This is a genomic window from Caulobacter sp. P1_D6, from assembly GCF_056406095.1.
Genome location: NZ_JBFUAW010000001.1, coordinates 120,374 through 145,720 on the forward strand (window position 1 = coordinate 120,374; position 25,347 = coordinate 145,720).

The window sequence follows — 25,347 nt, forward strand, 5'->3', positions numbered from 1 at the left end:
ACCCCGACTTGGCGAACTCGCGTTCGCATTCATTTATTCTAACGTTAGTGAATATCCTTGGCGAGACGCCTTCGCAAGTGCGAAGGCCGTGTCGTCACCCGCCGCCGTACTCCGAGCGCAGCCGAATCTTGTCGATCTTGCCGGTGGCCGCCAAAGGCATGCGCGGCAGGCGATAGACGGCGTCCGGAATCCACCACGGGGCCACGCGGCCGCGCAGGCAGGCCAGCAGGATCTCGTCGCTGACCTCGGCTTGCATCTCGACCAGCAGGATCGGCCGCTCGCCCCATTTGGGATCGGACCGGCCGATGACGGCGGCGAGGGAGACCTCGGGCAGCGCCCCGACCACCGCTTCGATCTCGGCGGGATTGATCCATTCGCCGCCGGACTTGATCAGGTCCTTGGCCCGGCCGGTGATCATCAGGTTGCCCTCGGCGTCGATGCGCGCCAGGTCGCCGGTCGGGAACCAGCCGTCGGCGTCGGTCGCCGACGCGTCGTGGCCGAAATAGCGCTCGACCACAGCCGCTCCGCGCACCCGCAGATGGCCCTCGACGTCGCGCTGCTGCGGCAGGGGCGTGCCGTCAGCGTCGGTCAGCAGAAGGTCCACGCCGATGGCCGGACGGCCCGAGAGCGCCGCCTGGGACGGCGCGCTGAGCGGCGCCACCGTTCCGGACGGCGACAGCTCGGTCATGCCCCAGCTGGTCTGCACCCGCACGCCCAGGCGCTGCTCGATGCGCTCCATCAGGGCCGGCGGCATCGGCGCGCCGCCGACGATGATGCGCTTGAGCGACGGCAGCTCGCCGCCGGTCGCCTCCAGGTGCTCGACCAGGCCCAGCCAGACGGTCGGCACGCCGACGCCGATGGTGACGTCCTCGGCGGCGATCAGGCGGGCCAAGCTGGCGCCGTCGGCCAGGCGCCCTGGCAAGACCAGCTTCGCGCCGACAGCCGGGGCGGCGAACGGCAGGCCCCAGGCGTTGGCGTGGAACATCGGCACCACCGCCAGGACGCTGTCCGCGCCGGAGATCGCCATCACGTCGGCCTGCAGCGCCCGCAGGGTGTGCAGGAAGCTGGAGCGGTGGGTGTAGGTCACCCCCTTGGGCGCGCCGGTGGTGCCGGAGGTGAAGCACAGGCCGCAAGGCGCGGTCTCGTCGAACGCGCCCCAGACCACCTCGCCGGTCGCCTGGGCCAGCAGCGTTTCCAGCAGGACGGCCGAGCGCCCGCCGGGGCCCTGCGGAACCGCCTCGCCCACGGCGTCGATGATCAGCAGGTGCTGGACCCCGGGAACGCGCTCCAGGATCTGGCCGGCCAGCAGCGCGAGATCGGCTGAGGCGATCAGGATGCGGGCCCGCGACTGGACGATCATCGCCGCCAGATGGTCGGCGGTCAGGCGTGGATTGAGCGTGTGGCAGACCGCGCCCATGCCCATGATCCCGTACCAGACCTCGACATGGGCCTGGCTGTTCCAGGCCAGGGTCGCCACGTGGTCGCCGACGCCGACGCCCAGGTCGATCAGGGCCGCCGACGCCCGCCGGCTGCGGACCATCAGGTCCGCATAGCTGATCCGATCGATCTGGCCGCCCTCGCGCGCGGTCACGACCTGGGCGTCGGGACGCCATTTGGCCGCGTGCTCCAGGAACTTGTCGAGCGTCAACGCGAATGTCTGCATCTCACCGTCGATCATCGGCACTCTACTCATCGGCGCTCTGCTCACCGGCATTGGGGAACCGCGGCCGGAAGCGGCGGCGCGATGACGCCGACGTTCCAGTTCCACGGGGTGTCGCCCTGCGCCCGGCGGCGGCACATGACGGTTTCGTTCAGGTCGTACATGCCGGGCCGCACGTGCGCGGCCGGCTGCGGCCCCTCGCCGAAGAGCATGTAGGCGCGGTCGCTCGCGTAGGGCTTCCAGGCGGGCTCGCCGGCCGCCTTGGGGACGCCGTCGCGGGCGAACGAGGCCCAGTAGCCGATCATGGCCGCCGACAACTTGGCCTCGGCGGGCGTGTCCGGGTTCTTCGGCCAGGCCGGCGGGGTCGTCTTGGCCGTGCCGAAGACGTACGGGATCTCGCTGGCGTGGAAGGCGTGCAGGCCCGCCGCGTCCGCCGCCGGATAGCCGTGGTCGAACAGGTAGAGATAGCCCGGCGCGCCGGCGGCGGTCTGCTTGGCGACCAGCCGTTCGGCGGTCCAACCGTAGAGCGCGTCGCGCGGCGCCAACTGCGCGCTCTCGGGCACGTCGCTGGACGGATAGAGTTTCAGGAAGTCGTCGGCCAGGTCGCCGTAGCGCTTGCGGATCTCGGCCTCGTAGGCGGCCGCGTCGGCGGGCGGCGGCGGGGCCAGGAACCGCAGCGAGCGGATCTCGCCGCTGTTGAAGCCGGCCAGGATCGGCACGCGGGCCTGCTCGCCGCGATCGAACGCATCGACCAGCTGGGCTGGCAGCACCTTGCCGTCGATCGCCCCGAAGGTCTGGAAGCCCGCCGTCAGGGCCGAGGTCGTCAGCGTTTCGGCATCCATGGCCCGCAGCTCGGCCAGGCTCTTTGCCCCCAGCTTGGCGGCCGTCGCCGCGCCCATGGCCTCGGCCGGCACGTGACCGAACTTCGGCTCGCTCAGGCTGGGCGTCGAGACCATGTAGGCGCTCTGGGCGATCACCTTGTGGAACAGCCCGCGGGCCGGCGGCGAGGCCATCAGGTACATGACGCTGAGCCCGCCGGCCGACTCCCCGGCGATGGTGACGTTCTTCGGATCGCCCCCGAAGGCGGCGATGTTGTTCTGGACCCAGCGCAGGGCGGCGATCTGGTCGAGCAGGCCGTAGTTGCCCGAGACGTGATCGGGCGACTCGGCGCTGAGCTCCGGATGGGCCATGTAGCCCAGGACGCCCAGGCGATAGTTGATCGAGACGACGACCAGTCCCTGCTTGGCCAGGGCGGTCCCGTCGTACATCCCCTCGCTGCTGGCGCCGCCGATCAGCGAGCCGCCGTGGATCCAGACCAGCACCGGGGCCTTCTTGATCTTGTCGGGCGCCCAGATGTTCAGCGACAGGCAGTCCTCGCTCATCGATTTCAGCGTGGAGCTGTAGATGCCGCCCGGACGGGGCTTGGGTTGATAGCAGGCCGGACCGAAGTCGAGCGCGTCGCGCACCCCGCTCCAGACCGGCGCGGCGACGGGCGGCTTCCAGCGTTGCGCGCCCACGGGGGCGGCGGCGTAGGGCACGCCCTTGAAGACCTTCAGGCCGTCCTGATCGACGCCGCGAAGCGCGCCGGCCGGCGCCTTGACGACGGCCTGGTCGGCCCAAGCCGCGGCAGGCGCGAACGCCAGGACCGAAAGCCCCAGGGCCAAGGCTCGGGACGTCAGCGAACTCAAGGAACCTGTCCGAGTCTTCATGATGTTTCCTCCCCGTCTCCGCGTCGATCGTGGGCGCCGACGTTGCACAGACAGCGTGCCGACGATGCCGGCGCCTGTCAACATTCACTCTCGTGCGCGTGAACTTGATCTTTGATCGTGTTTGAGCGCATGCTCGGGGAAAGCCAAGCTCGAAAACGGCGGCTGGGAGGAAAACCCTTGAAGACCATGTGTGCGAAAGCGCCGCGAACCCGTTCGCGCGGCCAGAAGAACCCCGGCGGCGCCCTGGTGGCTCGCCGATGACCGCTTCCCCCTCCCCCCTCGCCCAGGCCGATCAGGCGTCGCGCCAGACCGCCGTGAGCGGCCGCGCCTGGATCGTCCTGGCCACGCTGTGGTTCGTCTATGTCCTGAACTTCCTGGACCGGCAGCTGATGTCGATCCTGGCCAAGCCGATCCAGGACAGCCTGCACGTCACCGACGGCCAGTTGGGCCTGATCGGCGGCCTCTATTTCGCGATGTTCTACTGCTTCATCGCCATTCCGGTCGGCTGGCTGGCCGACCGCACCAACCGCGTCGCGGTGCTGTCCCTGGCCTGCGGGATCTGGAGCGCGGCGACGGCGGCCTGCGGGTTTTCCGCCAACTACGCCCAGTTCGCCGTGTCGCGGATGACGGTCGGCTTCGGCGAGGCCGGCGGCGTGCCGCCCTCCTACGCCATCATCTCCGACTACTTCCCGCCGGGTAAGCGCGGCACGGCGCTGGGAATCTACAACCTCGGCCCGCCGGTCGGGGCGGCGCTGGGGATCGCCTTCGGCGCCGCGATCGCGGCGGCCTTCGACTGGCGCCACGCCTTTGTCGTGCTGGGCGTGATCGGGGTCGTGACGGCGGGCATCCTGCCGTTCATCGTCAAGGAACCGCCGCGCGGCGGCCTGGATGGCCTGGCCGGCGCCGCGCCCATCAAGGCCGGCTTCTGGTCGACGCTGACGATGTTCTTCTCGCGCCCAACCCTGGTGCTGGCGGCCCTGGGCAGCGGGGCGACCCAGTTCGTCACCTACGGCCTGGGCAACTTCACCACCCTGTTCCTGATGCGCGAGAAGGGCATGGCCCTGGGCGACGTCGCGCTGTGGTACGCGCTGGTGGTGGGGATCGGCATGAGCGCCGGGATCTTCGTCTCCGGCCGGGTGATCGATCGCTTCACCGGCAAGTCCAAGATGGCCTACGCCATGGCCCCCGTCATCTCGCTGACCCTGGCCATCCCGTTCTATATCGGCTTCGTCTGGGCCCCGACCTGGCCGCTGGCCCTGACCTTCCTGATCGGCCCGACGTTCCTGAACTACTTCTATCTGTCGTCGGCGGTGACGCTGGTGCAGCAGGAGGTTCGGCCCGAGCAGCGGGTCATGTCCGGCGCGCTGCTGCTGCTGGTCATGAACTTCATCGGCCTTGGCCTGGGCCCGACCTATGTCGGCATGGCCAGCGACTTCTTCCGCGCCAGCCATCCGCACAACTCCCTGCAGATGGCGCTCTATACGCTGGTGCCGTTCTACGTGCTGGCGGTGGGGCTGTTCCTGTGGCTGGCCCGGACCTTCGCCCGAGCTGAACGCAAGGAAAGAGCCGAACGCGCGGCCTGACGGTTCGCGGGCTTCACGCCTTCAACGCGATGAAGCCCGCGGCCATGAACCGGGCGATCCGCTTCTTGACGGCCGGGAAGTCGTCGGAGTGGCAGATCCCGCTCGACAGCCGATCGATCCGGCCCGTTCGCGCCAGGGTGTTCATCAGCGCGCCGCTGACGAAGTGATAGCCCCAGAAGATCTCCTCGTCGGCGTAGTTCGGCAGGGCCCTTCTCAGGATGCCGACCAGCTTCAGCACGACGGGGTCGAAGTGCTCGTCCATCAGCGCGGCGCCCTCGGGCGTGTTGCTGACGCGCGCGCAGAAGGCGGCGTAGTTCATCCAGTGCTCGCCGCCTTCGTAATAGAGGTCGAGGTCGGTATCGAGGAAGGCGTGCAGCGCGCCCTCGACGGTAGGCTCGTCGCCCGCCGCCCGCTCGTACTGCTCCAGGGCCACCATCCGCCGCCCGGCCGTCACCCCGGCCCGCCGCGCGAACACGGCCTCGAACAGGTTCACCTTGTCCTTGAAGTAGTAGTTCAGCAGCGTCGTGTGGATGCCCACCCGCTCGGCCACGTCGCGCAGGGTCACCCCGTAGAGGCCATTCTGCGAGAACAGGTATTCGGCCGCGTCCAGAATCTGCTCGAGGCTGTGGGCGCGCTGTTCGGCCTTGGTGCGCCGCCCCGCCTTGATGTCCTCAGCCGTCGCTCCCGCCAACCCGTCCTCCTGGTCCCAACCCTGCGCTTAGTCGGGTCTGCGCGTAGTCGGGGCGCGACGCGCTCCTGTCAATCGTTCCCATAACGGCAATCGCTTCGTCGGCGCCTCAAACCGCGATCGCGGAACAATGATCGATTGACGCTGCCGCGACGAGTAGGCAACATTCACTCTTGTGAGAATGAGCGTTTAGAGACTCATTTCGACGGGGAGGTCGCCACATGAAAATCGGGCTTACGAGCGTATCGGGCGTCGCGCTCTTGATCGGGGTCGCCGGCCTCGCATCGCCGGCATGGTCGCAGACCACGCAGAAATCTTCGGACCAGGCCACGCAGGTCGAAGAGATCGTCGTCACCGGCTCCAACATCCGGGGTTCGGCGCTCGACGCCGCCCTCCCCGTCGAGGTCTATTCGCAGCAGGCGCTGGAGAAGCAGGGCTCGCCGACCGCCCTGGAATTCGCCAAGAGCCTGACCATCTCGGGCCCGACCACGGGCGAGTCCTACTATTTCGGCGGCCCGACCCTGGTCGGCTCGGTGAACTACAATCTGCGCGGCCTCGGAGCGGACAAGACCCTGGTCCTGCTGAACGGCCGGCGGATGAACCAGAACACCGCCAACGTGCCCTCGATCGCCCTGGCCCGCACCGAGATCCTCAAGGACGGCGCGGCCGTGATCTACGGCGCCGACGCCACCGGCGGCGTCGTCAACTTCATCACCCTGGACCACTTCGTCGGCCTGCAGACCCAGGCGCAGTACAAGTACATCGACGGCTCCAAGGGCGACTATTCGGTCGGCGTGATGGGCGGGATCGGCGAGGACCGGGTCAACCTGCTGGTCTCGGCCGAGTACGAGCACCGCTCGCGCCTGAACACCATGGAGCGCGACTTCACCAAGGCCTCGCTGACGCCGGGCGCCGGCTACAATCCCGCGCCGTGGTCCACCCTGACCAACCTGACCGGCTGGCAGCCGCGCGGCGCCCTGCCCGCCGTCCCCACGGCGACGGACGTCGGCGAATGGGGCGCGCCCCTCGGCGGCCTGGTCTCGGACTTCACCCCCGCCAGCTGCGCCGCGGTCGGCGGCCGCTACGACAACGCCTTCACCTGCGCCTACAACTACATCTCGTACTACCGGCTGGTGGAGAAGCAGGACACCTATCGCCTCTATGCCCAGCTGAAGGCGGACATCACCGACAACATGAAGTTCCACGCCGACGCGTCCTATGGGCGCGTGACCCTGCCGCAGGTGATGGGCTCGCCGGCCCAGCCGGTGTCGCGCGGGCCGGCGCTGACGACCGGGGCCGTCAACCAGTTCTACGTGCCGATCGCCAACCCGTTCGCGGCCGAGTTCGCCGCCGCGCACGGCATCGTCGGCGCCCAGGGCTTCACCCCGACCACCTACCGGCTGTTCGGCCACGGCGGCAATCCGTACTACTCGGGCGGCGACGGCTTTGGCGTGGCCGACAAGATCGACAACAAGGTCTGGCGCGTGTCGGGCGGGATCACCGGCGAGCTGGGCGACATCGCCCCCTTCGCCAAGGCCGTCGGCTACGACTTCGCCCTGACCTATAACGACGCCTACAACTACAACACCCACGCCGACACCATCGGCTACCGCCTGGAAGAGGCCCTGAACGGCTTCGGCGGCGCCGGCTGCCAGGCCGTCGACCTGGACCCGACCCGCTTCGGCACCCAGAATCCGGGCGCGGCCGGCAAGAACGGCTGCATGTGGTGGAACCCCTTCTCCAGCTCGTTCAAGGGCCAGCCGGTCCGGGGCCTGGCCAACCCCAACTACGTCGCCGGCCACGAGAACCCCGAGGACCTGAGCCTCTGGATGTTCGACCCGCGCGCCGTCGAGAACAAAAGCAACAACTTCACCGCCGACCTGGTGTTCAACGGCCAGTCGGGCCTGAAGCTGCCCGGCGGCGAGATCGGCTGGGCCCTGGGCGCGCAGTATCGCACGTTCGAGAGCCGGCAGATCGTCGTCAGCCCGTTCAACAACGGAACGGTCCAGTGCGAATGGCCGCACGGCACCACCAGCGCCAACGGCCCGGGCTCGCCGAACCTGGAAGCCAACCCGACGGCGACCAACAATCCGAACTTCCGCGGCTGCACGCCCGACGCGCCAGGTCCGTTCGTCCTGTTCGCCCCGACCATCCCGGCCCAGGCCGATCAGAGCCAGTACTCGCTGTTCGGCGAGCTGCAGGTGCCGGTGCTGTCGAACCTGAACTTCCAGCTGGCCGCCCGTCGCGAGCGGTTCTCCAACGACCTCGGCGCGACCGTCTACAAGGTGTCGGGCAAGTGGAACGTCTGGGGGCCGCTGACCCTCCGCGGTTCGTACGGCACCAACTACCAGACCCCGCCCCTGGGCGTGACGCCGGGCGCGATCACCGTGGCCGCGCGCACCTATACGGTGGCGGCCAACAACTGGCTGGCCGCCCAGTTCGTCACCGACGCCGACCTCAAGCCGGAAACCGCCAAGACCGCGAACTTCGGCGCGATCTGGCAAAGCCGCGGCTTCGCCGACGATCATAACTTCCGCCTGATCGTCGACTATTTCGACATCCGGACGAAGGACCAGATCGGCCAGGTCGCCGATCCCAACCAGATCGCCAGCCTGGTGTTCAACGGGGCCGGCGGCACGATCACCACCTGCGACCCCGCCGTCCAGCCGCTGCTGCGCCGCATCACCTTCAACGCCGCCTGCGCCGTCGGCATGAACGGCGTCGGCACCTTCTCGGCGGTGTCGACCCGCTACGGCAACGGCCCCGGCCAGACCACCAACGGCTTCGACATCCAGTCCAACTACGGCCTGCCGCTGGGCCCGGGCAATCTGGACGTCAGCCTGACCGCCACCCGGGTGACCGAGTTGAAGACCGGCCCGACCACCCTGGACGGCGTGACAATCTCGACCGGCGACGACCGCCTGGGCACGCTGAACTTCGCCACCTTCGCGCAGGCGGCTCCCAAGTGGCGCGCTAACCTGGGCGTCAACTACGGCCTGGGCCGGCAGAACTTCCGCCTGGGCGTCAACTTCGTCTCGGCCGTCAAGGACGAGCGGGCCGGCGTGCAGTACGGCGAGGACGGCGAGAACTGGATCACCACCGACTTCACCTATCGCCTGGAACTGGACGGCGACCTGGCCCTGACGGCGACGGTGGCCAACATGTTCGACCGCGACCCGCCGCCCGCCCAGGAGGAGTTCGGCTACGACCCTTGGACCGGCAACCCGATCGGCCGGACGATCGAGTTCGGCCTCAAGAAGACGTTCTAGGTTCCTTCCTGCCTCGGGCGGACGGCCTTGGTCGTCCGCCCTTCTTTTTGCGACCTCTGCCTAGAGGAAGAACACCATGAGCACGCGGAAACCGTCGGCCGTCGGGCGTCGCGACATCCTTGCCGGCGCGGGCGCGGCGCTGGCCCTTTCGCCCGGCCTCGCCCACCCGGCGGACAAGGCCAAACCCAAGCGCGCCGCCCCGCCCGGCTTCCTGTGGGGGACGGCGATCTCGGCCTACCAAAGCGAGGGCGGCAACACCAACAGCGACGCCTGGCTGATGGAGAACATCAAGCCCAGCATGTTCAAGGACCGCTCGGGCGACGCCTGCGACAGCTATCATCGCTACGCCGAGGACTTCGCGATCGCCGGCGGCCTGGGCCTCAACTGCTACCGCATGGGCGTGGAGTGGGCGCGGATCGAGCCCAGCGAAGGCCATTTCTCCGAGGCCGAACTCGACCACTACGCCCGCATGCTGGAGGCGTGCCGCGCGCGCGGCCTCAAGCCGATGGTGACGCTGAACCATTTCACGACGCCGCTGTGGTTCGCCAAGCGCGGCGGCTTCGAGGTCCCCGACGCGCCGGCCCTGTTCGCCCGCTACTGCGCCAAGGTGGTCGAGCGCTTGGGCGGCCTGATGGACAGGGTCACCACCTTCAACGAGGCCAACATCCGGCTGCTGGTCGACATGATGCCCGGCATCCAGGCCGCGATCCCAGCCGTGAAGGCGGCCATCGCGGCGGCGGCCAAGGCGACGGACTCCCCGCGCTTCTCGCGCCTGGCCTATGCCGATCCGCAGGTCGTCTCGCCGATCATGCAGGAGGCGCACCGCCGCGCCTACGACGCGATCAAGGCGGTCCGCCCGAACCTGCCCGTCGGCGTGACCCTGACCACCCAGGACATCCAGTCGGCCGGCGATCCTAGCCTGGTCGAGGTCTATCAGCGTCGGCTCTATGGCGACTGGGTCGAGGTGGCGCGGACCCATGCCGACTTCTTCGGCGTCCAGACCTACACCCGGTTCATCGTCGACGAGAACGGCGTGAAGGCCCCGCCGAAAGGGGCCGAACTCACCCTCTCAGGATACGAGTTTTATCCGCAGGCCTTGGCCAACACGATCCGCTGGGCGCACAAGGCGATCGGCAAGCCGATCTACGTCACCGAAAGCGGCATCGCCACGAACGACGACGCCCGCCGGATCGCCTTCATCGACCAGGCGCTGGACGGCGTGCGGCAATGCCTGGACGAGGGCATCCCGGTCCACAGCTATCTCTACTGGTCGCTGCTGGACAATTTCGAATGGACGTCCGGCTACGGCGTGCCCTTCGGCCTGGTCGCAGTGGATCGCCAGACGTTCAAGCGCACGCCGCGGCCCAGCGCCGTGCACCTGGGCCGGATCGCCCGCGCAAACCTGATCTGAAGGCCTTCAGATGATGGTCGCGCCGCCGTCGACCACTAGGGTCTGGCCGGTGATGTGGCCGCCGGCGTCGGAGGCCAGCAGCAGCGCCGCGCCCATCAGGTCGGTCGGGCCGCCCAGCTTGCCCAGCGGCGTCCAGTGCAGCATCTCGTCGCCGTGCGCCTCGACGGTGGCCAGGGTCATCTTCGAGGGGAAGTAGCCCGGCGCCAGGGCGTTGACGCGGATGTTGCACGGGCCCCACTCGGCCGCCAGCGCCCGGGTCATGTTGATGACGGCGCCCTTGGCGGTGTTGTAGGCGATCGTGCCCGGCCGGTCGGGATGGTGGCCCTGAAGTCCCTCGATCGAGGCGACATTGACCACCGCGCCCTTGCCCTGCTTGAGGAAGGCGGCCTTGGCCACCGCCTGGGTCAGCAGGAAGAGGCCGGTCACGTTCAGGTCGATGACCTTGGTCCAGCCCTCCAGCGGATAGTCCTCGGCCGGAGCGCCCCAGACCGTGCCGGCGTTGTTCACCAGGATGTCGATCCGGCCGAAATGCTGGAGGACCCAATCGGTCAAGGCGGAAGCCCCGTCCGGCGCGCCCAGGTCGGCGGCGAAGCCGAACGCCGAGACACCCTGGCCGCGCAGTTCAGCGACGGCGGCCTCGAGCTCGGCCTGCTTGCGGGCGACCAGCACGACGGCGGCGCCGAACTCGCCCAAGGCGCCGGCGATCTGCAGGCCCAACCCGCGCGATCCGCCGGTGACGATCGCCACCCTGCCCGCGAGGTCGAACAGGCCGGCCAGCACGCCGGAGCTCCGCACAGCTGCGCTCATCACTTGCTCTTTCGCTGTTTCAAAGACGTGCGGCGTTTGCTACGCGTCGGCGGTCCCGCTCCGGCAGATCGCCTCGAAGCCCGCGGCCATGAACCTGGCCATGTGCCGCCGGATCGAGATGAAGTCGTCGGACAAGCACAGCCCGTGCGACAGCTCGTCCAGGCGGCCGGTGCGGGCCATGTTGTGGGTCATCGCGCCGGACACGAAGTGATAGCCCCAGAAGATCGTCGCCTCGTCGCAGTCGGGCATCGCCTTCTTGAGCAGGTCGATCAGGGCCAGGACCACCGGGTTGAAGTACTTGGTCATCTTCTCGGCGCCCCAACCGGCCGCGCTGTTGGCCTGGGCGCTGATCTTGCCGAACGCGATCCACTGCTCAGTGTCGTGGATCTGGACGTTGAGGTCGGTGTCGATCCAGGCGTGCAACGCGCCCTCCACCGTGACCTTGTCGCCCACCTCCTGGGCGTAGCGCCGCATCGCCTCGAGGCGGTTGCGCGCCGAAATGGGCGCCCGCCGGGCCCAGACCGCCTCGTAGAGGCTCTCCTTGCCGTTGAAGTGGTAGTGGATCAGCGTCGAGCTGACCCCGACCCGCGCGGCCACGTCCTTCAGGGTGACGCCGTGATAGCCGAACTCGGCGAACAGCTGCTCGGCGGCGTCGAGGATGCGCTCGATCGACTCCTCGCGGACACGCGCCTTGTGCTTTCCGGGGCGAGGCGGCTTCGGCCCGGTCTTCGGCTTGGCTTGATCGGTGGTGCTCATCGGTCTTCGGGTATCGGCTTTGCGACGGACGCGTCAACGTGGCCCAGAAGTCCGGGCCTGGGAACGGGCGACCCGCCAGGAGCCGCCCGTGGGATCACGATCCCGCTCAGAACTCGTAGCCGAGCCGCAGGCCGAACGTACGTGGACGGAGGATCGCGTAGCGGCTGTAAACGAAGGCCTCCGGATGGATGTAGGTCGTCGCGCGGCTGTTGCCGAGGTTCTCGCCGTAGAGCATGGCGTTCCACTTGCCGAACCGCGCGCCGGTCTGGAGGTTGACGTAGGTGTAGCTGTCGGTGCTGTCGTACAGCGGGCTGACGACACCGGCCTTGCCCGGCGTGTTGGGGAAGCCGTTCGGGAAGGAGCCGACGTGCTGGACCTGGATGCTGGTGAAGCCCGTGGCCTGGCCGCCCAGGGCGTAGCTATAAGTTCCGAACACCGACCCCTGCACATGCGGCGAGGCCAGGCGCGCCCCGTCCACGGCCCCGGAGATCGTCGCCTCCTGGGTGGTGAGTTCTGTGACGTTGGCCTTGTTCAGCGAGCCGTTGACGCCCAGCACCCAGCCCGTAGCCGGCGCGAAGGTGACCTCCGCCTCCAGCCCCTTGCTGGCGGCGCGGCCGACATTGGTCGCGAACTGGACCGAGTCCGACTGGCGGTTGGCCTGAACCTGGATGTTCTTCCAGTCGATGTAGTAGGCGGCCAGGTTGGCGGTCAGCTTGCCGTCCAGCCAGCGCCCCTTCAGGCCGACCTCGTAGTTGATCAGGTTGTCCGAACCGGCCCCGGCGGGAATGACCAGGTCGGTCGGATCCACGGTGCTGACGCTGCCGGCGCGGGCGTTGTAGACGGGAGTCCGATAGCCCGTGGACGCGGTGACATAGGTCGTCAGGTCGCGCGACGGCTTGTAGGTCAGGCTGGCCTTCCAGGACGCCTTCTCGGCCGAGGGGTACTTGGTGGTCGCCGCCGGGGTGGGCACGATCGCCAGCGGCCCTGAAAGGCCGAACAGCGCGTAGGTGAAGTAGGCCGTGTTGAAGCCCGGATAGGTGTCCACCTCGCCGCCGTACTTGCCGTAGCGGAGGCCGCCGGTGGCCGAGAGCTTGTCGGTCAGGTGGTAGGTCAGCTCGCCGAAGGCGGCCAGCTCGTAGGTCTTCGTATCGGCGCCGAACCTGGCGAAGGTCGTCCCCGGCAGTCCGGTGATGCCGCGGGCGGTGAGGAAGGCCTGGCTCGATCGGTCCTCGCCGTTCAGGTCGGTGTCGCGGTGCAGGTAGAAGCCGCCCGCCACCCAGTCGAACCGGCCGCCCGCGTCGGACGCCAGCCGCGTCTCCTGGACGAAGGTCTTCGATTTGAAGCTGTCGTACAGATAGAACGGCACGGTCAGATTGAAGGTGCCGCCCAGGTCGACGTTGAACAGGCTGTCGGCGATCGAATAGGTCGACGAACTGGTCAGGCGCGCGCCGTCGAACTGGTACTCCAGAGTGCCGTTATAGATCTGGGTCTTGGACGTGTACTGGTCCGGAATGGTGCTGTAGCGCTTGCGGTCGCCCAGCGACGGCGTCGTCAGCGAGGCGTCCTTGGGATCGCTGTCCTCGTAGGAGGCCAGCAGCCTGACGCTGAGCCGGTCGTTCGGCTTCCACAGCATGATCGCGCGGCCGCCCCAGTCGGTCAGGGCGTTGGCGTTCTTGACCCCGGTGCCGACGTTGTCGACGAAGCCGTCCTCGTTTCGATAGAAGCCGACCACGCGCAGGCCCAGGGTGTGCTCGACCAGCGGGATGTTGACCATGCCGTTGTAGCGCTGGCGGACGCCGTCGCCGTCCGGCGTGTAGCCGATGTCGGCCAGGGCGGAGGCGTCATAGCCCGTCAGGTCGGGGCTCTTAGTCAGGACGCGCAGCGCGCCCGACAGCGAACCCGAGCCGAACAACGTGCCCTGCGGACCGCGCAGGAACTCGACGCGTTCGACGTCGTACAGGGCGGGGTCGAGCGTCACGGTGTTGCCGATCGTGCTGAGCGGCAGCTCGTCCATATAGATGGTGGTGGTCGTCTGCAGGCCGGCGCCCCAGCCGTTGGTCGAGATGCCCCGGACGGTGAAGCGGGCGTTGTTGTCGCTGGCCCTGTTCAGCACGACGCCGGGCGTCTCCCGCGCGATCCCCTCGAAGCCGACCACGCCCTTCTGGGTCAGTTCGGCCTGCGAGAAGGCGGTGATGCTGAGCGGCACGTCCTGGAGGCGTTCGCTCCGCCGGGTCGCGGTGACGACGACTTCCTCGACGTTGGTGACGGCGGTGGTTTCACGCGGCGCGGCGCTGGTTTGCGCGACGACCGGCGTAGCGGCCGCCATCAAGGCGAGCAGCGACACCGTATAGGCAAGACGGCTCATGGTTCCCTCCCCTGTCGCCGCCGCGCCCTTGGTGACGCTGTTCGACGAACGACGGAACCATCGCACCGCCCTTCCGGAAGAGTCAATACTGACTAACGAGTAAGTCAGTATTCTATGAACTGGCCGGCCCCTCCGGAGGTCAGGGGCAGGCCGGCGTCGGGCCCGGCATGACCGGGGAGACAAGGCCCACGTTCCAGTTCCAGGCTTGGTCGCCGCTCGCCCGACGTCGGCACATGACGCGTTCATTGAGCGCGAACATGCCCGGCATGAGGTTCGAGGCGGGCGTCGGCTGTTCGCGGAAGGCCATGTAGGGCCCTTGCGGCGCATAGGCCGGCCAGGCCGCCGCTCCCTTGGCCTGGGGCCGCCCCGTTCTGGCGAAACTGGTCCAATAGCCGATCATGGCGTCGGACAGCGCCGCCTCCTCCGTCGTGGCCGGCGCCTTGGGCCAGCGCGGCGAGGTCCGGTCCATGGTTCCGAACATGTAGGGCACGTCGCTGGCGTGGAAGGCGTGCAGTCCCGCCTGGTCCGCGCTGGGATAGCCGTGATCGAACAGATAGAGGAACGAGGGGTGGCCGGCCTTCGCTTGCGACCGCACCAGGCGTTCGGACGTCCAGCCGTAGAGGGCGTCGCGGGTGGTGGCCAGGACGCTCTCTTCCAGGTCCGACGCGGGATAGAGCGCCAGGAAATCGTCGGCGAGGTCGCCATAGCGCTCGCGGATCACCCGCTCGTATTCGGCGGCGGTCTTCGGGGCCGGCGGCGCGAGGAACCGCAAGGAGCGGATCTCTCCGCTGTTGAAGCCGGCCAGGATCGGCACGCTTGCCTGCTCGCCGCGATCGAAGACGTCGACCAGCTGCCCGGGAAGAACGACGCCGTCGACGACGCCGAAGGGGAGGAAGCCGGCTTTCGCCGCGCCGTCCGTCACGACCTGCGGGTCCATCGCCCGTAACGCCGCCAGGTTCGGGGCCTTCAGGGCGCCCGCCACATAGACGCCGGCCCCCTCGCCCGAGGGCGAGCCATAACGCGCGGTCTTCAGCTCGGGCGAGGAGATCATGTAGGCGCTCTGGGCGATCGCCTTGTGGAACAGACCGCGCGCTGGCGGCGAGGCCATCAGGTACATCACGCTGAGCGCGCCGGCGGACTCGCCGGCGATGGTGACGTTGCCGGGATCGCCGCCGAACGCGGCGATGTTGCGCTGGACCCAGGTCAGGGCCGCGATCTGGTCGAGCAGCCCGTAGTTTCCGGAAACGCCGGCCGGCGACTCCTTGCTGAGCTCGGGATGGGACAGATAGCCCAGCGCGCCCAGCCGGTAGTTGATCGACACCACGACCGTCCCCTCGGCCGCGAGCTTGGCGCCGTTGTAGACGGCGGAGCCGCCTCTCCCCGACACCAGCGAGCCGCCGTGGATCCAGACGATCACCGGGGCCTTCCCCTTGGTCGACGGTGTCCAGATGTTCAGGGTGAGACAGTCTTCGCTGGTGACGCCCATGTCGGCTGAATAGATCGAGGGCGGGCCCGGCGTGGGCTGGATGCACGCGGCGCCGGATCGGCCGGCGTCACGAACCCCGGTCCAGGACGCGGCCGGCGCGGGCGGCCGCCAGCGTCCGGCCCCGACGGGCGGCGCGGCGTAAGGGATGCCCTTGAAGGCCGAGGTCCCGGCGTCGGCAACCCCTTCAACCGTACCCGCAGGCGCGGCGACCACGGGTCGCGCGTCGTCGGCGAACGCCGGGGCGAAGCCGAGCGTCGCGGTCAGCACGGCCGCCGCGCTCACCGCGCCGCGCAAGGCCTTGGAGAGGTTGATCATTGGACAGCTCCGGTCTTGGGGGACTTGCCGAGCACTCTCGCCAGCAACAGGAACAGCCCGATGGCCAGGCCGTAGAACGGGATCAGGGTGTAGAGCGCCATCTGCAGCGAGTTGCCGGGATACGCCCCCCGGAAGAAATCGCTCGCGGCGCCGACATAGGTGGGCCCCAGACCCAGGCCGATGAAGTTCATCACCAGCAGCAGCAAGGCGCCCGACATCACCCGCTGATTGGGCCTGACCTCGGTCTGGACCAGGGTCACGGCCGACGACAGATAGACGTGGTTCAAGCACATCGCCGGAAGCAGGAAAGTCAGCGCCAGCGGCCAGGTCGGGGCCCAGACGAAGCCAATGTAGAAGGGCACTGCGGCGACCAGGGCGATGGCGGGCGCCAGGGCGAAGGCGCGCTTCGACAAGCGGGTGAAGCGATCGATCAGCCAGCCCGACCCGAAGATGCCCACGCTCATGCCCACGCCGACGACCACGGCGTACCAGAGGGCGACCTCGTGAAGGGTCATGCCCTTCTCGCGCATCAGGAACAGGGTGGCGAAATTGCCCAGGCCGTAGGTGACGAACTGGGTCGAGCCGCTGCCCAGGGAGACCAGCAGCAGCGAAGGGTGGGTGAAGAACATGCGCAGGGTTTCGCCGAACCCCGCCCGGGGCGGCGCCGCTTCGCCCACCGCCCGATCAAGCCCGCCGCGCTTGGGCTCGCGCACGATGAACGTCAGGGCCAGGGCCGCGACCACGCCGACGGCGCCGGTGACCAGGAAGGCGTCGCGCCAGCTGAAGGCCGCCGCCACGGAAGCTCCGAACGCGATGCCCAAGGCCGCGCCGACCGGGGGGCCAAGGTTGTAGAGGCCCAGCGCCGTGCCCCGGCGTCCGGGCGGAAAATAGTCGCTGATGATCGCATAGGAGGGCGGGACGCCGCCGGCCTCTCCGAAGCCGACCGTCATCCGCGCCACGGCGAACGAGCCGTAGGACTTGGCCACGCCGCAGGCCATGGTCGCCACGCTCCAGACGCCGCAGGCGATGGCCAGCACGGCCACGCGGTTGGTCCGATCGGCGAGCCACCCCACGGGAATGGCGATGAAGCAGTAGAACGCCGCGAAATAGAGGCCGCCCAGCAGCCCGAGCTGGCTGTCGGTGATGTGCAGCGTGTCCTGGATCGGCTTGGCCAGGATCGACAGCAACTGCCGATCCAGGAAGTTCAGCACGTAGATGAACCAGAGGCACGCCAGGGCGACCCAGGCCCGCCGGTCGGGCGAGCGCGTCTCGGCCAGGGTCGATGGCGACGCCGGCGCCAAGGCTTCATCGGCATTGCTCATCGTCGTCCCTCGGATTGCTGGGGCTGCAACGCGGCGTAGACGCCACGCTGGTACTCAGGCAGGGCGCGGCGACCGGCCGCGCCTCGACCCGTGGCGATCGTCGCCCCGGAGTGCGCGGTCACCGGCACCTGGTGCTGGATCAGGTAGATCATGATCAGGTCATGGACGGGATCGACCTGCCACCAGGTGCCGAATATTCCCGGCCAGGTCATGGAGCCCGGAGCGCCGCAGGCATAGGGATTGTCGACCGGATCCTCGGCGATCGAGAGCCCCAGCCCGAAGCCGGACTTCCGCCAGAGGGGCATGCCGGCGAATGGAATCTGGCGTTGCGCGTCGGTCAACCGGTTGGTCCGCATCAGCCGGACCGTCTCGGGCCGCAACAGGCGGACCCCGTCCAGGGCCCCCTCCCCCAGCAGCATGCGCGCGAACCGATGGTAATCCGCCGCCGACGAGATCAGGCCGCCGCCGCCGGGCGTGTAGGCCGGCGGCTCGTCGTACATTTCCGGTTCGACCTTCGCGAGCCCGCCCGCCGCCTCGTCGTATCCGTACAGGCTGGCAAGGCGGCTTCGCTTCTCGAGCGGAAGCCAGAAGTCGGTGTCCACCATGCCGAGCGGCGCGAAGATACGTTCTTGCAGAACCCGGCGCAGCGGCTTGTCCTCGACCCGGCCAATCAGGAAGCCCAGCACGTCGGTCGAATGGCCGTAGTGGAACCGCTCGCCGGGCTGATGGGCCAATGGCAGACCACCGAGCGCGGCCAGCCATTCGTCGGGGGTCAGGCGGTTCATCGCCGGATCGCCGAGCGCGCGCTCGTAGGCCGGCTGCAGTGGCCCTTCCGAGGAAAAGCCGTAGGCGACGCCCGAGCGATGGGTGAGCAGGTCCTCGATGGTGATCGCGCGCTCCGCCGCCACCGTGTCGTCGAGCGGCCCCGCTGCGTCGCGCAGCACGCGCGGATCGGTCAGCTCCGGAACCCAGCGCGAGATCGGCTCCGTCAGCGCGATCCTGCCCTCCTCCACCAGCATCAAGGCCGCCACCGAGGTGATCGGCTTGGTCATGGAGGCGATGCGGAACAGGGTGTCGGACCGCATCGGGGTCCTGGTTTCGATGTCGCTCCAGCCGATCGCCTCGGACTGGACGATCTCGCCGCTTCGCGACGTGAGGGTCACGACGCCCGCCAGCTCGCCACGATCTACGAACGCCTGGAGCGCTGGTCCGATCGCGGCAAGCTTGTCGGGGTCGAGCCCCTGGGCGCGGCGGACGGCATTGCGGGTCATAAAACGGGGCGCTCCGGCCGGGCACAGGTCAGTGTCGGGTGTTCAAGACGCGCCGGCAGCACCGCGGGGGATTGCCCCCGCGGCCGCCGGCGCCGCGGCCTGATCAGAAGGTCTTCCGCAGACCGAGCGCCACATAGCGCCCGATCGGGTTGTAGTTGCCGCCGATGCCGTCGGTGGCCGGAAAGAACGGCGGGGTCTTGTCGAACAGGTCGTTGACCTGCAAGGCCAGCTCCGTGCCTTCCGTCAGGCCGGCGTTCGGCAGGGTCCAGGCAAGACGAAGATCGACCGTCGTGTACGGATCGGCCTCGTACGTGCTCGTCCCCGTCGGGGTGGCGAAGGCGTTCGTGACTCCGCCCCGGTAGTTGACGAAGCCCACGAAGCTGACCGGGCCGGCCGTAAGACCCCCCGTCGCCCGAAGCGTCATTTGAGGGACGCCCAGCTTCAGGGCGTCCGACACGGGCGCCGTGGGCGAAAGCTGGGTGTCGAACTTGAAGATGTAGTTGCCCGCCAGGCCGCCGTACACGACGCCGAAGCTGGTCGAGCGCCGGTAGCTGATGTCGAAGTCCAGGCCGTTGGTCTTGCGGACGCCGAAATTGCCGCGGCGCAGGTCCAGCACGTTGCCGATCACGGGCAAGGGCGTCGGCAAGGTGACCGGCACCGCGATCGACAGCAGGCTGGCCAGCTGGGTCGCGGAAGGATTGCGATAGACGACCGACGCGAAGGTCGGGTCCGTGAACACCAGGCTCGTCGGCGGCGTGCCGATCACGTCGGTGAAGTTGATGTCGTAGAAGGTCGCGCTGGCCCGGAAGCCCGGCAGGAAACGCGGCGTGAGGTCGACGCCGAACGAGTAGGTCCTGGCCTGTTCCGGCTGGAGGTCGCGATTGCCCCCGAGCAGGTAGACCGTGTTGACCTGCGCGGCGCCGCGCGTCGGGTCGCGAGCGGCCACGGCCGCGGTCGCGGCGTCGAGGTAGTACGAACCGACGGTCGCGCCCACGTCGCGCAGGCCGGGCGCCCTGAACGACTGGCCGTAGGTTCCGCGAAGGGTGACGCCCTCCACCGGATCCCAGTTGAGCCCGATCTTGGGATTGGTCGTCGTTCCGAAGTCGCTGTAGTCGTCGTGGCGAGCCGACAGCGACAGCGACAGGCGGTGCATGAAGCGCGCCTCGTTGCCGGCGCCGAAGATCGGCACGAACAGTTCGCCGTAGACGGACTTGATGTTGCGCCCCAGGTTTTCGGGAACGGGAGTCGTGCCGACGACGCCGCGCTGGGCGAACGTCTCGCGTCGATATTCGGCGCCGGCCGCGATCTTCAGGTCCCCGCCCGGAAGGGTCAGCAGCGGCCCGTCGATCTTGACCGCGGCGAGCTTGGTGCGCTGCTGGATGGTGACGCTGGTCGCGTAGTCGGTGATGCCCGCGACGACCGAAGGCGACGTGCCCTGGCCGAACGGATCCAGAGCCGTGGCGGGGGTGGTCCCGGCCGCCGCCGCCGCCAGCGCCACGGGATTGATCATGGGCTGGAAGGCGACATGCTCGGCCGCGTCATAGGTGCCGTAGACGCTCAGGCTGAAATCGCGCGGCAGCCGCACATCGGCGCCGGCGGACGAGTTGGCGGCCTTGACGTGGTAGGTCTGTTCGAAATGGTCCGCGCCGACCAGATTGTCGGGACGGAAGAAGACGGTCTCGAACGTCGCGCCGCTGCCTGGCGGCGCCTTGAAGAACGGATTGAAGGCGGTGAGCAGCACCGCCTGGGCGGGGATCGCCGCCTGGACCGTGTCCTTGCGGTCCGAGTAGAGCACGTCACCCCAGAGCGTCACGCGATCGCCGACCTCCTGCCGGGCGCTCAGGAAGCCGCTGTGCAGGCTCGAGGCCGGGACGAGATCGACTGGGGCTCCGAGGTCGCAATAGTTGGTCGTGTTCGGCGCCAGGGCGGGCGCCGCATAGACCGTGGCGCCGACGACCACGTTGGGCGAGGCGCAACTGGTTCCCCGGGTGTCGACCCCGCCGTACGGCCGGAAGTCCACGGTGCGATAGTCGCGGTCGCCGCCCGTGACATTACCGTTTTCCGAGTACTGGTAGGCGGCCAGGATCGATCCGCCGGTCCACTCGCGGCCGGCCAGGGCGCTGGCGCTGAACGTGTGATAGTCGTCGGCCACGCCGTAGCGCGCGGCCATCTCGAGGCCGGAATAGCGCTTCCGGGTGATGAAGTTCACGACGCCGGCGATGGCGTCCGAGCCGTAGATCGCCGAGGCGCCGTCCGCGACGATCTCGACGCGTTCGATCGCCAGGTCCGGAACGAACGGGAAGTCGGGGTTCGTCTCGTTGGCGCCCCCGGCGACGACCCGGTGGCCGTTCAGAAGGGGCAGGGTCGCGGCGGCCGGCAGGCTGCGCAGTCCGGGCGCGAACGCCCCGGCTCCGCCGTTGGCGGCGCGCGGCGCGGTGTTGAAGCTGTTCAGTTGCGGCACGGTGGCCAGCAGATCGGGCGTCGTGGCCGCGCCGATGGCGTTGATCTCCTCGCGCGAGACGCTGATCAGGTTCGAGCCGATCGGGGGAACCCCTCGGATGCTCGATCCCGTGACGACCAGCTCTTCGAGCACGTTGTCCGAGGCCTCGCTCGCCGACCCGGCCGGCGGGTTCGCCGTCTGGGCCACGCCGTGTCCGGCCACGAAAAGCATAGCGACGAGCGACGTACCGGACAGTGCGACCTGCCGCGCAGTTTTCCAGGCTTTAGCCATTTCGAACCCTCCCCATTTGTTTTTTGCTTGTCCAAATCGGTACCCAGGGAGGGGCGGTTCGTCAAGTTCATTCATTTAGCACTAAATGAAATATCTGCACGCGGTCGCTTGACCGGATGAGTCCGCCGCCCCATCGTCCCCCGACGATTGAGTGGATGGCGTCTTCTCCGGACGCGTACGATTTGGAAGGCCGCAGGTTATGGCAGCAGCGTCGAAACCCGAGGGGCGCCGCACGCGCGCCGAACAGCGGGCTACGACCGTCAAGACGATCCTCGACACCAGCGAGGATCTCTTCGCCCAGCTCGGCTATTTCGGGGTCACCATCAAGGACGTCGCCGACCGGATGGGCATCCATCCGGCGCTGATCCACTACTACTTCGACGGCAAGAAGGCGCTGTTCGACGCCGTCTTCGAACGCCGGGTGGAGTACGCGGTCACCACGCGGACGGCCGGCCTGGACGCGTACGCAGCCGAGGCCGGGGGCCACCCCACCGTTGAGGGCGCGCTGCGCTGCTATTACGACCAGGCGTTCGACGTCTACATCAACGGCGACGAGGGCTGGCGCAACTTCGGCCGGATCTTCTCGCAGGTGAACAACGCGCCCGGCTACGGCGCGGAGAAGATGGACACCTATTTCGATCCACTGGTGCTGCGGTTGATCGACCTTCTGCAGCAGGCCTTGCCCGACGCGCAGGCCGAGGATCTCTTCTGGAGCTTCCAGTTCACCTCGGGCGCCTATTCGCTGATCCTGTCACGGACCGGCCGCATCGACCGCCTGTCGGGCGGCCTGTGCGCGTCCGACGACTTCGAGGCGGTCCGCGAGCGGTTCGTGACCTTCATGGCCGGCGGGTTCGACGCCCTCTACAGGCACAGGAAGTCGAAGGCGGACTGAGCCAGCCCGCCTCGACGCCGGGTCACGACGGAACAAGGCCTCCCGTCACGACGACCAGCCGCGCGTCGCGAAGCGCGGCCCGGCGCACCTTGCCGGCCTCGTCCCGCAACGGCTCGCTGGTGAACTCGACGCTCTTGGGCAGCTTGAACCGAGCCAGGCGATCGGCGACGAACTCGAGAAGCTCGGCCTCTTCCAGTCCCTTCCCCTCGACCGGCTGGACGATCGCGTGGACGCGCGCGCCCCACTCCTCGTCCGGCAGCCCGATCACCGCGCTGGTCCGGACGGCCGGATGGGCGTCGATCGCCGCCTCGACCTCGGCCGGATAGATGTTCGCGCCGCCCGAGATGATCAGGTCGTTGCGGCGGTCGGAAAGATAGAGATAGCCCTCCTCGTCCACCCGCCCCAGGTCGCCCGGCGACTCCCATTCGCCGACGCGTCGCGGCGTGCTGCCCAGATAGTGGTAGGTCGATCCCGCGCCGCCCCGCGGACGGAAATAGACCTCGCCGACCTCGCCGACCGGGCGCTCCTGCCCCGCCTCGTCGAGGATCTTCAGCTCATAACCCACGCGGACGCGCCCCACCGAACCGCGATGGGCCAGCCAGTCCGCGCCCGAGATCATCGTCGATCCGGTCGCCTCGGTCGTGCCGTAGTATTCCCAGACCCGCTCGCTCCCCAACCAGCCGATCCACGCCACCTTGAGCCAGGCGGGGCAAGGAGCCGCCATGTGCAGCATCATGCGCAGGCTGGGCAGGGTGAAGCGCGCGAGCGTGTCGGGCTCCAGGCGCCAGATGCGGTGCATCATCGTGGGCACCATGGTCACCCAGTTCACGTCGTGGGCCTCGATCAGTTCGAGCGCGCGGAGCGCATCGAACTTGCCCATCTCGACGATCGTGGCGCCGACGAACAGGCCCATGTGGATGCAGTGGAACGGGGCGTTGTGATAGAGCGGCCCGGGGTTGAGGATCACGTCGCCGGGCTGCTGGCCCAGAAAGCCCTCCTGCGGGCTCCACCGCGCCGGCATGGCGTCGACGATCACCTTCGGCCGCCCGGTGGAGCCGCCGCTGGTCATCGCCTTCCAATGCGGCGAGACGGCTTCCGGCAGCGCATCGGCCGAGTATCCGTCGAGCGCGCTCCGGTCGCCGGCGACGACGGGCGCGCCGGGCCCGGGCGGGACGCCGACGAACAGCTTGGGGCGAACGATGTCGAGGATCGCCTCCATCTCGGGGCGCGGGAGTTTGGCGGCGACGATGTTCGGGATCGCGCCCAGCTTCCAGAGCGCGAAGGTGGTCTCGTAGAATTCCAGGCCGTTGGGCAGCGCGACCGTGACGAAGTCGCCCTGGCCCACGCCATGCGCCGCCATCATCCGGGCCCGCCGGTTCGCGCGCGCGTCCAGCTCGTCATAGCCGACGCGGACATCGTCCGCGATCAACGCCGTCCGGCCGGGCGATCGACGCGCATGGTGGGTGAGAATGGAGCTTAGTGCGACACCATCGTTCGACATGGCGGTAACGCCTCCCTGGCGGCCCTCCCCTCGACGTCTTCTGTGGCGCGTCCGAGCTGGGCGGTGATCGTAGAACCGCCTCTCATTAATTTAGCAGTGAATGAATGAAAAGAGGATTCGTTCGAGAACGCCGGCCAGGCCGGCCGCCTCAGGCCACGAACGGGAACGGCGACAGGGCCTTGCTGTTCTCCTCAACCAGCAAGGTCCGGTTGATCGGCGCGGCGGCCCGTTGCGGACAGGCCGGCCGCTCGCAGATCCGGCACGACGGCCCGATCTCGACCGCCACGGGCGCGGCGATGTCCAGGCCCCGGGCGTAGACCAGCTTGCCGGCGTGCTTGAGTTCGCAGCCCAGCCCGATCACCAGTTCGTCCTCCAGCCCCGCCTGCAGTCCCGACACCCGCCGCACGGTGCGCGACAGGGTGAAGTAGCGCTCGCGATCGGGCGTCTCGATCACCTGGGTGATGATCCGGCCGGGGGTCTTGAAGCTGTCGTGGACGTTCCAGCGCGGACAGGCGCCGCCGAAGCGCGAGAACGGGAACGGCCCGGCCGCGAAGCGCTTGGAGATGTTCCCCGCCGCGTCCAGCCGCATCATGAAGAACGGAACGCCGCGCGACCCGGGCCGGCTGAGCGTGGTCAGGCGCTGGGCGGCCTGCTCGTAGCTGATCCCGAACCGCGAACGCACCCGCTCGATGTCGTAGCCGCTGGCCTCCATGGCCGCCAGGAAGGGCTCGTAGGGCGTCATGATCGCCGCGGCCAGGTAGTTGTCGAGGAAGACCTTGAGCAACTGGCGCGTGGCGCGGTCGGGGGCCTGGAAGCGGTCGGTCAGGGCCGACAGCGTCTCGCCCGTCTCCATCAGGCCCAGCTGGTAGCACATGGCGAAGATGCGGCTGGCCGGGGCCAGGGTCTCGGACAGCATCAGCCGCTTGCGGTGATGGTCGTAGCGCCGCAGCGAGTCGGCCATCACCTCGACCGGCATGACCCGGGTCTGGATCCCGAAACGCTCGAGCAGCCGCGCCCGGACGGCCGGACCCAGGTCCTGGGGATCGGCCTTCATCGCCGCGACGATCGCCTCGGCGGCCGCCTCCAGTTCCGCGAAGTGGTTGCGCTGCGAGCCGACGAGGTCGCGCACCCAATCGGTCGGCGAACTGGACGAGACCGGCGCGGCGCCGTCCGGCCGTTCGAAGGCGCCCAGGTCGATCAGGCGGCCGCGATCCAGATAGGCGCGATAGAGCCGCGCCATGGCCTCGGCCATGCCCGGTGACAGCTCGGCGACCTCGGCGGCCTCGTGCCGGCTGACGCCCAGGTCGGCGAACATCTTGTCGGCCAGCACCTCGTCCAGCCCCGCGCCGCCGCCCGGATCGTCGGCCGACAGGCTGCGCAGGTCCAGGTCGTAGGCGTCGGCCAGGCGCAGCAGGATCTGGGCGGTGACCGGCCGCTGATTGCGCTCCAGCAGGTTCAGATAGCTGGCCGAGACGCCCAGGTTCTCGGCCATGCGGCTCTGGGTGACGCCCAGGTCGCGCCGCAGCCGCTTGAGCCGGCCGCCGAGAAACAGCTTCTTGTCATGGGTCGCCATTCGGTCAC

The 25,347-nt window shown here is 68.7% G+C and carries 16 protein-coding genes; 4 read left to right on the forward strand and 12 right to left on the reverse strand.

Annotation, left to right across the window (positions count from 1 at the left end):
• Positions 1 to 94 precede the first annotated feature (94 nt).
• Both AC1DYP_RS00535 and AC1DYP_RS00540 read right to left on the reverse strand, forming a co-directional pair.
• Positions 95 to 1,693 (reverse strand): AMP-binding protein, encoded by a 1,599-nt coding sequence (locus tag AC1DYP_RS00535; RefSeq protein ID WP_477044657.1) that lies wholly within the window; start codon positions 1,691 to 1,693, stop codon positions 95 to 97.
• Between the two features lie 11 nt (positions 1,694 to 1,704).
• Entirely contained in the window at positions 1,705 to 3,369 is a 1,665-nt protein-coding gene (locus AC1DYP_RS00540; RefSeq protein ID WP_477044658.1) for a carboxylesterase/lipase family protein, read from the reverse strand.
• Between the two features lie 257 nt (positions 3,370 to 3,626).
• Between AC1DYP_RS00540 and AC1DYP_RS00545 the strand changes: the two genes are divergently transcribed.
• Positions 3,627 to 4,952 (forward strand): spinster family MFS transporter, encoded by a 1,326-nt coding sequence (locus tag AC1DYP_RS00545; protein WP_477044659.1) that lies wholly within the window; start codon positions 3,627 to 3,629, stop codon positions 4,950 to 4,952.
• Positions 4,953 to 4,965: 13 nt separating this feature from the next.
• Here the strand turns inward: AC1DYP_RS00545 and AC1DYP_RS00550 are convergent, their stop codons facing one another.
• Complete coding sequence (locus AC1DYP_RS00550) at positions 4,966 to 5,643, reverse strand: TetR/AcrR family transcriptional regulator (protein WP_477033372.1); 678 nt, start codon at positions 5,641 to 5,643, stop codon at positions 4,966 to 4,968.
• 218 nt (positions 5,644 to 5,861) lie between these two features.
• On the opposite strand from AC1DYP_RS00550, the gene AC1DYP_RS00555 reads away from it, so the two are divergent.
• Both AC1DYP_RS00555 and AC1DYP_RS00560 read left to right on the forward strand, forming a co-directional pair.
• Positions 5,862 to 8,909, forward strand: a complete 3,048-nt coding sequence (locus tag AC1DYP_RS00555; protein ID WP_477044660.1) for a TonB-dependent receptor domain-containing protein — start codon at positions 5,862 to 5,864, stop codon at positions 8,907 to 8,909.
• A gap of 76 nt (positions 8,910 to 8,985) precedes the next feature.
• Positions 8,986 to 10,320, forward strand: a complete 1,335-nt coding sequence (locus tag AC1DYP_RS00560; RefSeq protein ID WP_477044661.1) for a glycoside hydrolase family 1 protein — start codon at positions 8,986 to 8,988, stop codon at positions 10,318 to 10,320.
• Positions 10,321 to 10,326: 6 nt separating this feature from the next.
• Here AC1DYP_RS00560 and AC1DYP_RS00565 read toward each other — a convergent pair whose 3' ends face one another.
• The 7 genes from AC1DYP_RS00565 to AC1DYP_RS00595 all read right to left on the reverse strand — a co-directional run bounded on the left by AC1DYP_RS00565 (position 10,327) and on the right by AC1DYP_RS00595 (position 21,289).
• On the reverse strand, positions 10,327 to 11,127 hold the full coding sequence (locus tag AC1DYP_RS00565; RefSeq protein ID WP_477044662.1) for an SDR family oxidoreductase: 801 nt from the start codon (positions 11,125 to 11,127) through the stop codon (positions 10,327 to 10,329).
• Positions 11,128 to 11,166: 39 nt separating this feature from the next.
• The gene (locus AC1DYP_RS00570) at positions 11,167 to 11,883 is read right to left on the reverse strand and encodes a TetR/AcrR family transcriptional regulator (protein WP_477044663.1); all 717 of its coding nucleotides are present in this window, start codon (positions 11,881 to 11,883) and stop codon (positions 11,167 to 11,169) included.
• Positions 11,884 to 11,989: 106 nt separating this feature from the next.
• The gene (locus AC1DYP_RS00575; RefSeq protein WP_477044664.1) at positions 11,990 to 14,248 is read right to left on the reverse strand and encodes a TonB-dependent receptor; all 2,259 of its coding nucleotides are present in this window, start codon (positions 14,246 to 14,248) and stop codon (positions 11,990 to 11,992) included.
• Positions 14,249 to 14,387: 139 nt separating this feature from the next.
• Positions 14,388 to 16,049: a carboxylesterase/lipase family protein gene (locus tag AC1DYP_RS00580; protein WP_477044665.1), complete on the reverse strand. Its 1,662-nt coding sequence runs from the start codon at positions 16,047 to 16,049 to the stop codon at positions 14,388 to 14,390.
• The gene (locus AC1DYP_RS00585) at positions 16,046 to 17,371 is read right to left on the reverse strand and encodes a spinster family MFS transporter (RefSeq protein WP_477044666.1); all 1,326 of its coding nucleotides are present in this window, start codon (positions 17,369 to 17,371) and stop codon (positions 16,046 to 16,048) included. Before AC1DYP_RS00585 ends, AC1DYP_RS00580 begins: the two co-directional genes overlap by 4 nt.
• Positions 17,368 to 18,642, reverse strand: a complete 1,275-nt coding sequence (locus tag AC1DYP_RS00590) for a serine hydrolase domain-containing protein (protein ID WP_477044667.1) — start codon at positions 18,640 to 18,642, stop codon at positions 17,368 to 17,370. The genes AC1DYP_RS00585 and AC1DYP_RS00590 overlap by 4 nt, the downstream gene beginning before the upstream one ends.
• A gap of 103 nt (positions 18,643 to 18,745) precedes the next feature.
• Complete coding sequence (locus tag AC1DYP_RS00595; protein ID WP_477044668.1) at positions 18,746 to 21,289, reverse strand: TonB-dependent receptor plug domain-containing protein; 2,544 nt, start codon at positions 21,287 to 21,289, stop codon at positions 18,746 to 18,748.
• Between the two features lie 283 nt (positions 21,290 to 21,572).
• Here AC1DYP_RS00595 and AC1DYP_RS00600 point away from each other — a divergent pair, with 283 nt between their 5' ends.
• Positions 21,573 to 22,265 (forward strand): TetR/AcrR family transcriptional regulator, encoded by a 693-nt coding sequence (locus AC1DYP_RS00600; RefSeq protein ID WP_477033382.1) that lies wholly within the window; start codon positions 21,573 to 21,575, stop codon positions 22,263 to 22,265.
• A gap of 22 nt (positions 22,266 to 22,287) precedes the next feature.
• On the opposite strand, the gene AC1DYP_RS00605 is transcribed toward AC1DYP_RS00600, so the two are convergent.
• Together AC1DYP_RS00605 and AC1DYP_RS00610 are read right to left on the reverse strand one after the other, a co-directional pair.
• Positions 22,288 to 23,766, reverse strand: coding sequence for an AMP-binding protein (locus tag AC1DYP_RS00605; RefSeq protein ID WP_477044669.1), 1,479 nt, complete (start codon positions 23,764 to 23,766; stop codon positions 22,288 to 22,290).
• A gap of 148 nt (positions 23,767 to 23,914) precedes the next feature.
• Positions 23,915 to 25,339 (reverse strand): helix-turn-helix domain-containing protein, encoded by a 1,425-nt coding sequence (locus AC1DYP_RS00610; RefSeq protein WP_477044670.1) that lies wholly within the window; start codon positions 25,337 to 25,339, stop codon positions 23,915 to 23,917.
• Positions 25,340 to 25,347: the final 8 nt, after the last annotated feature.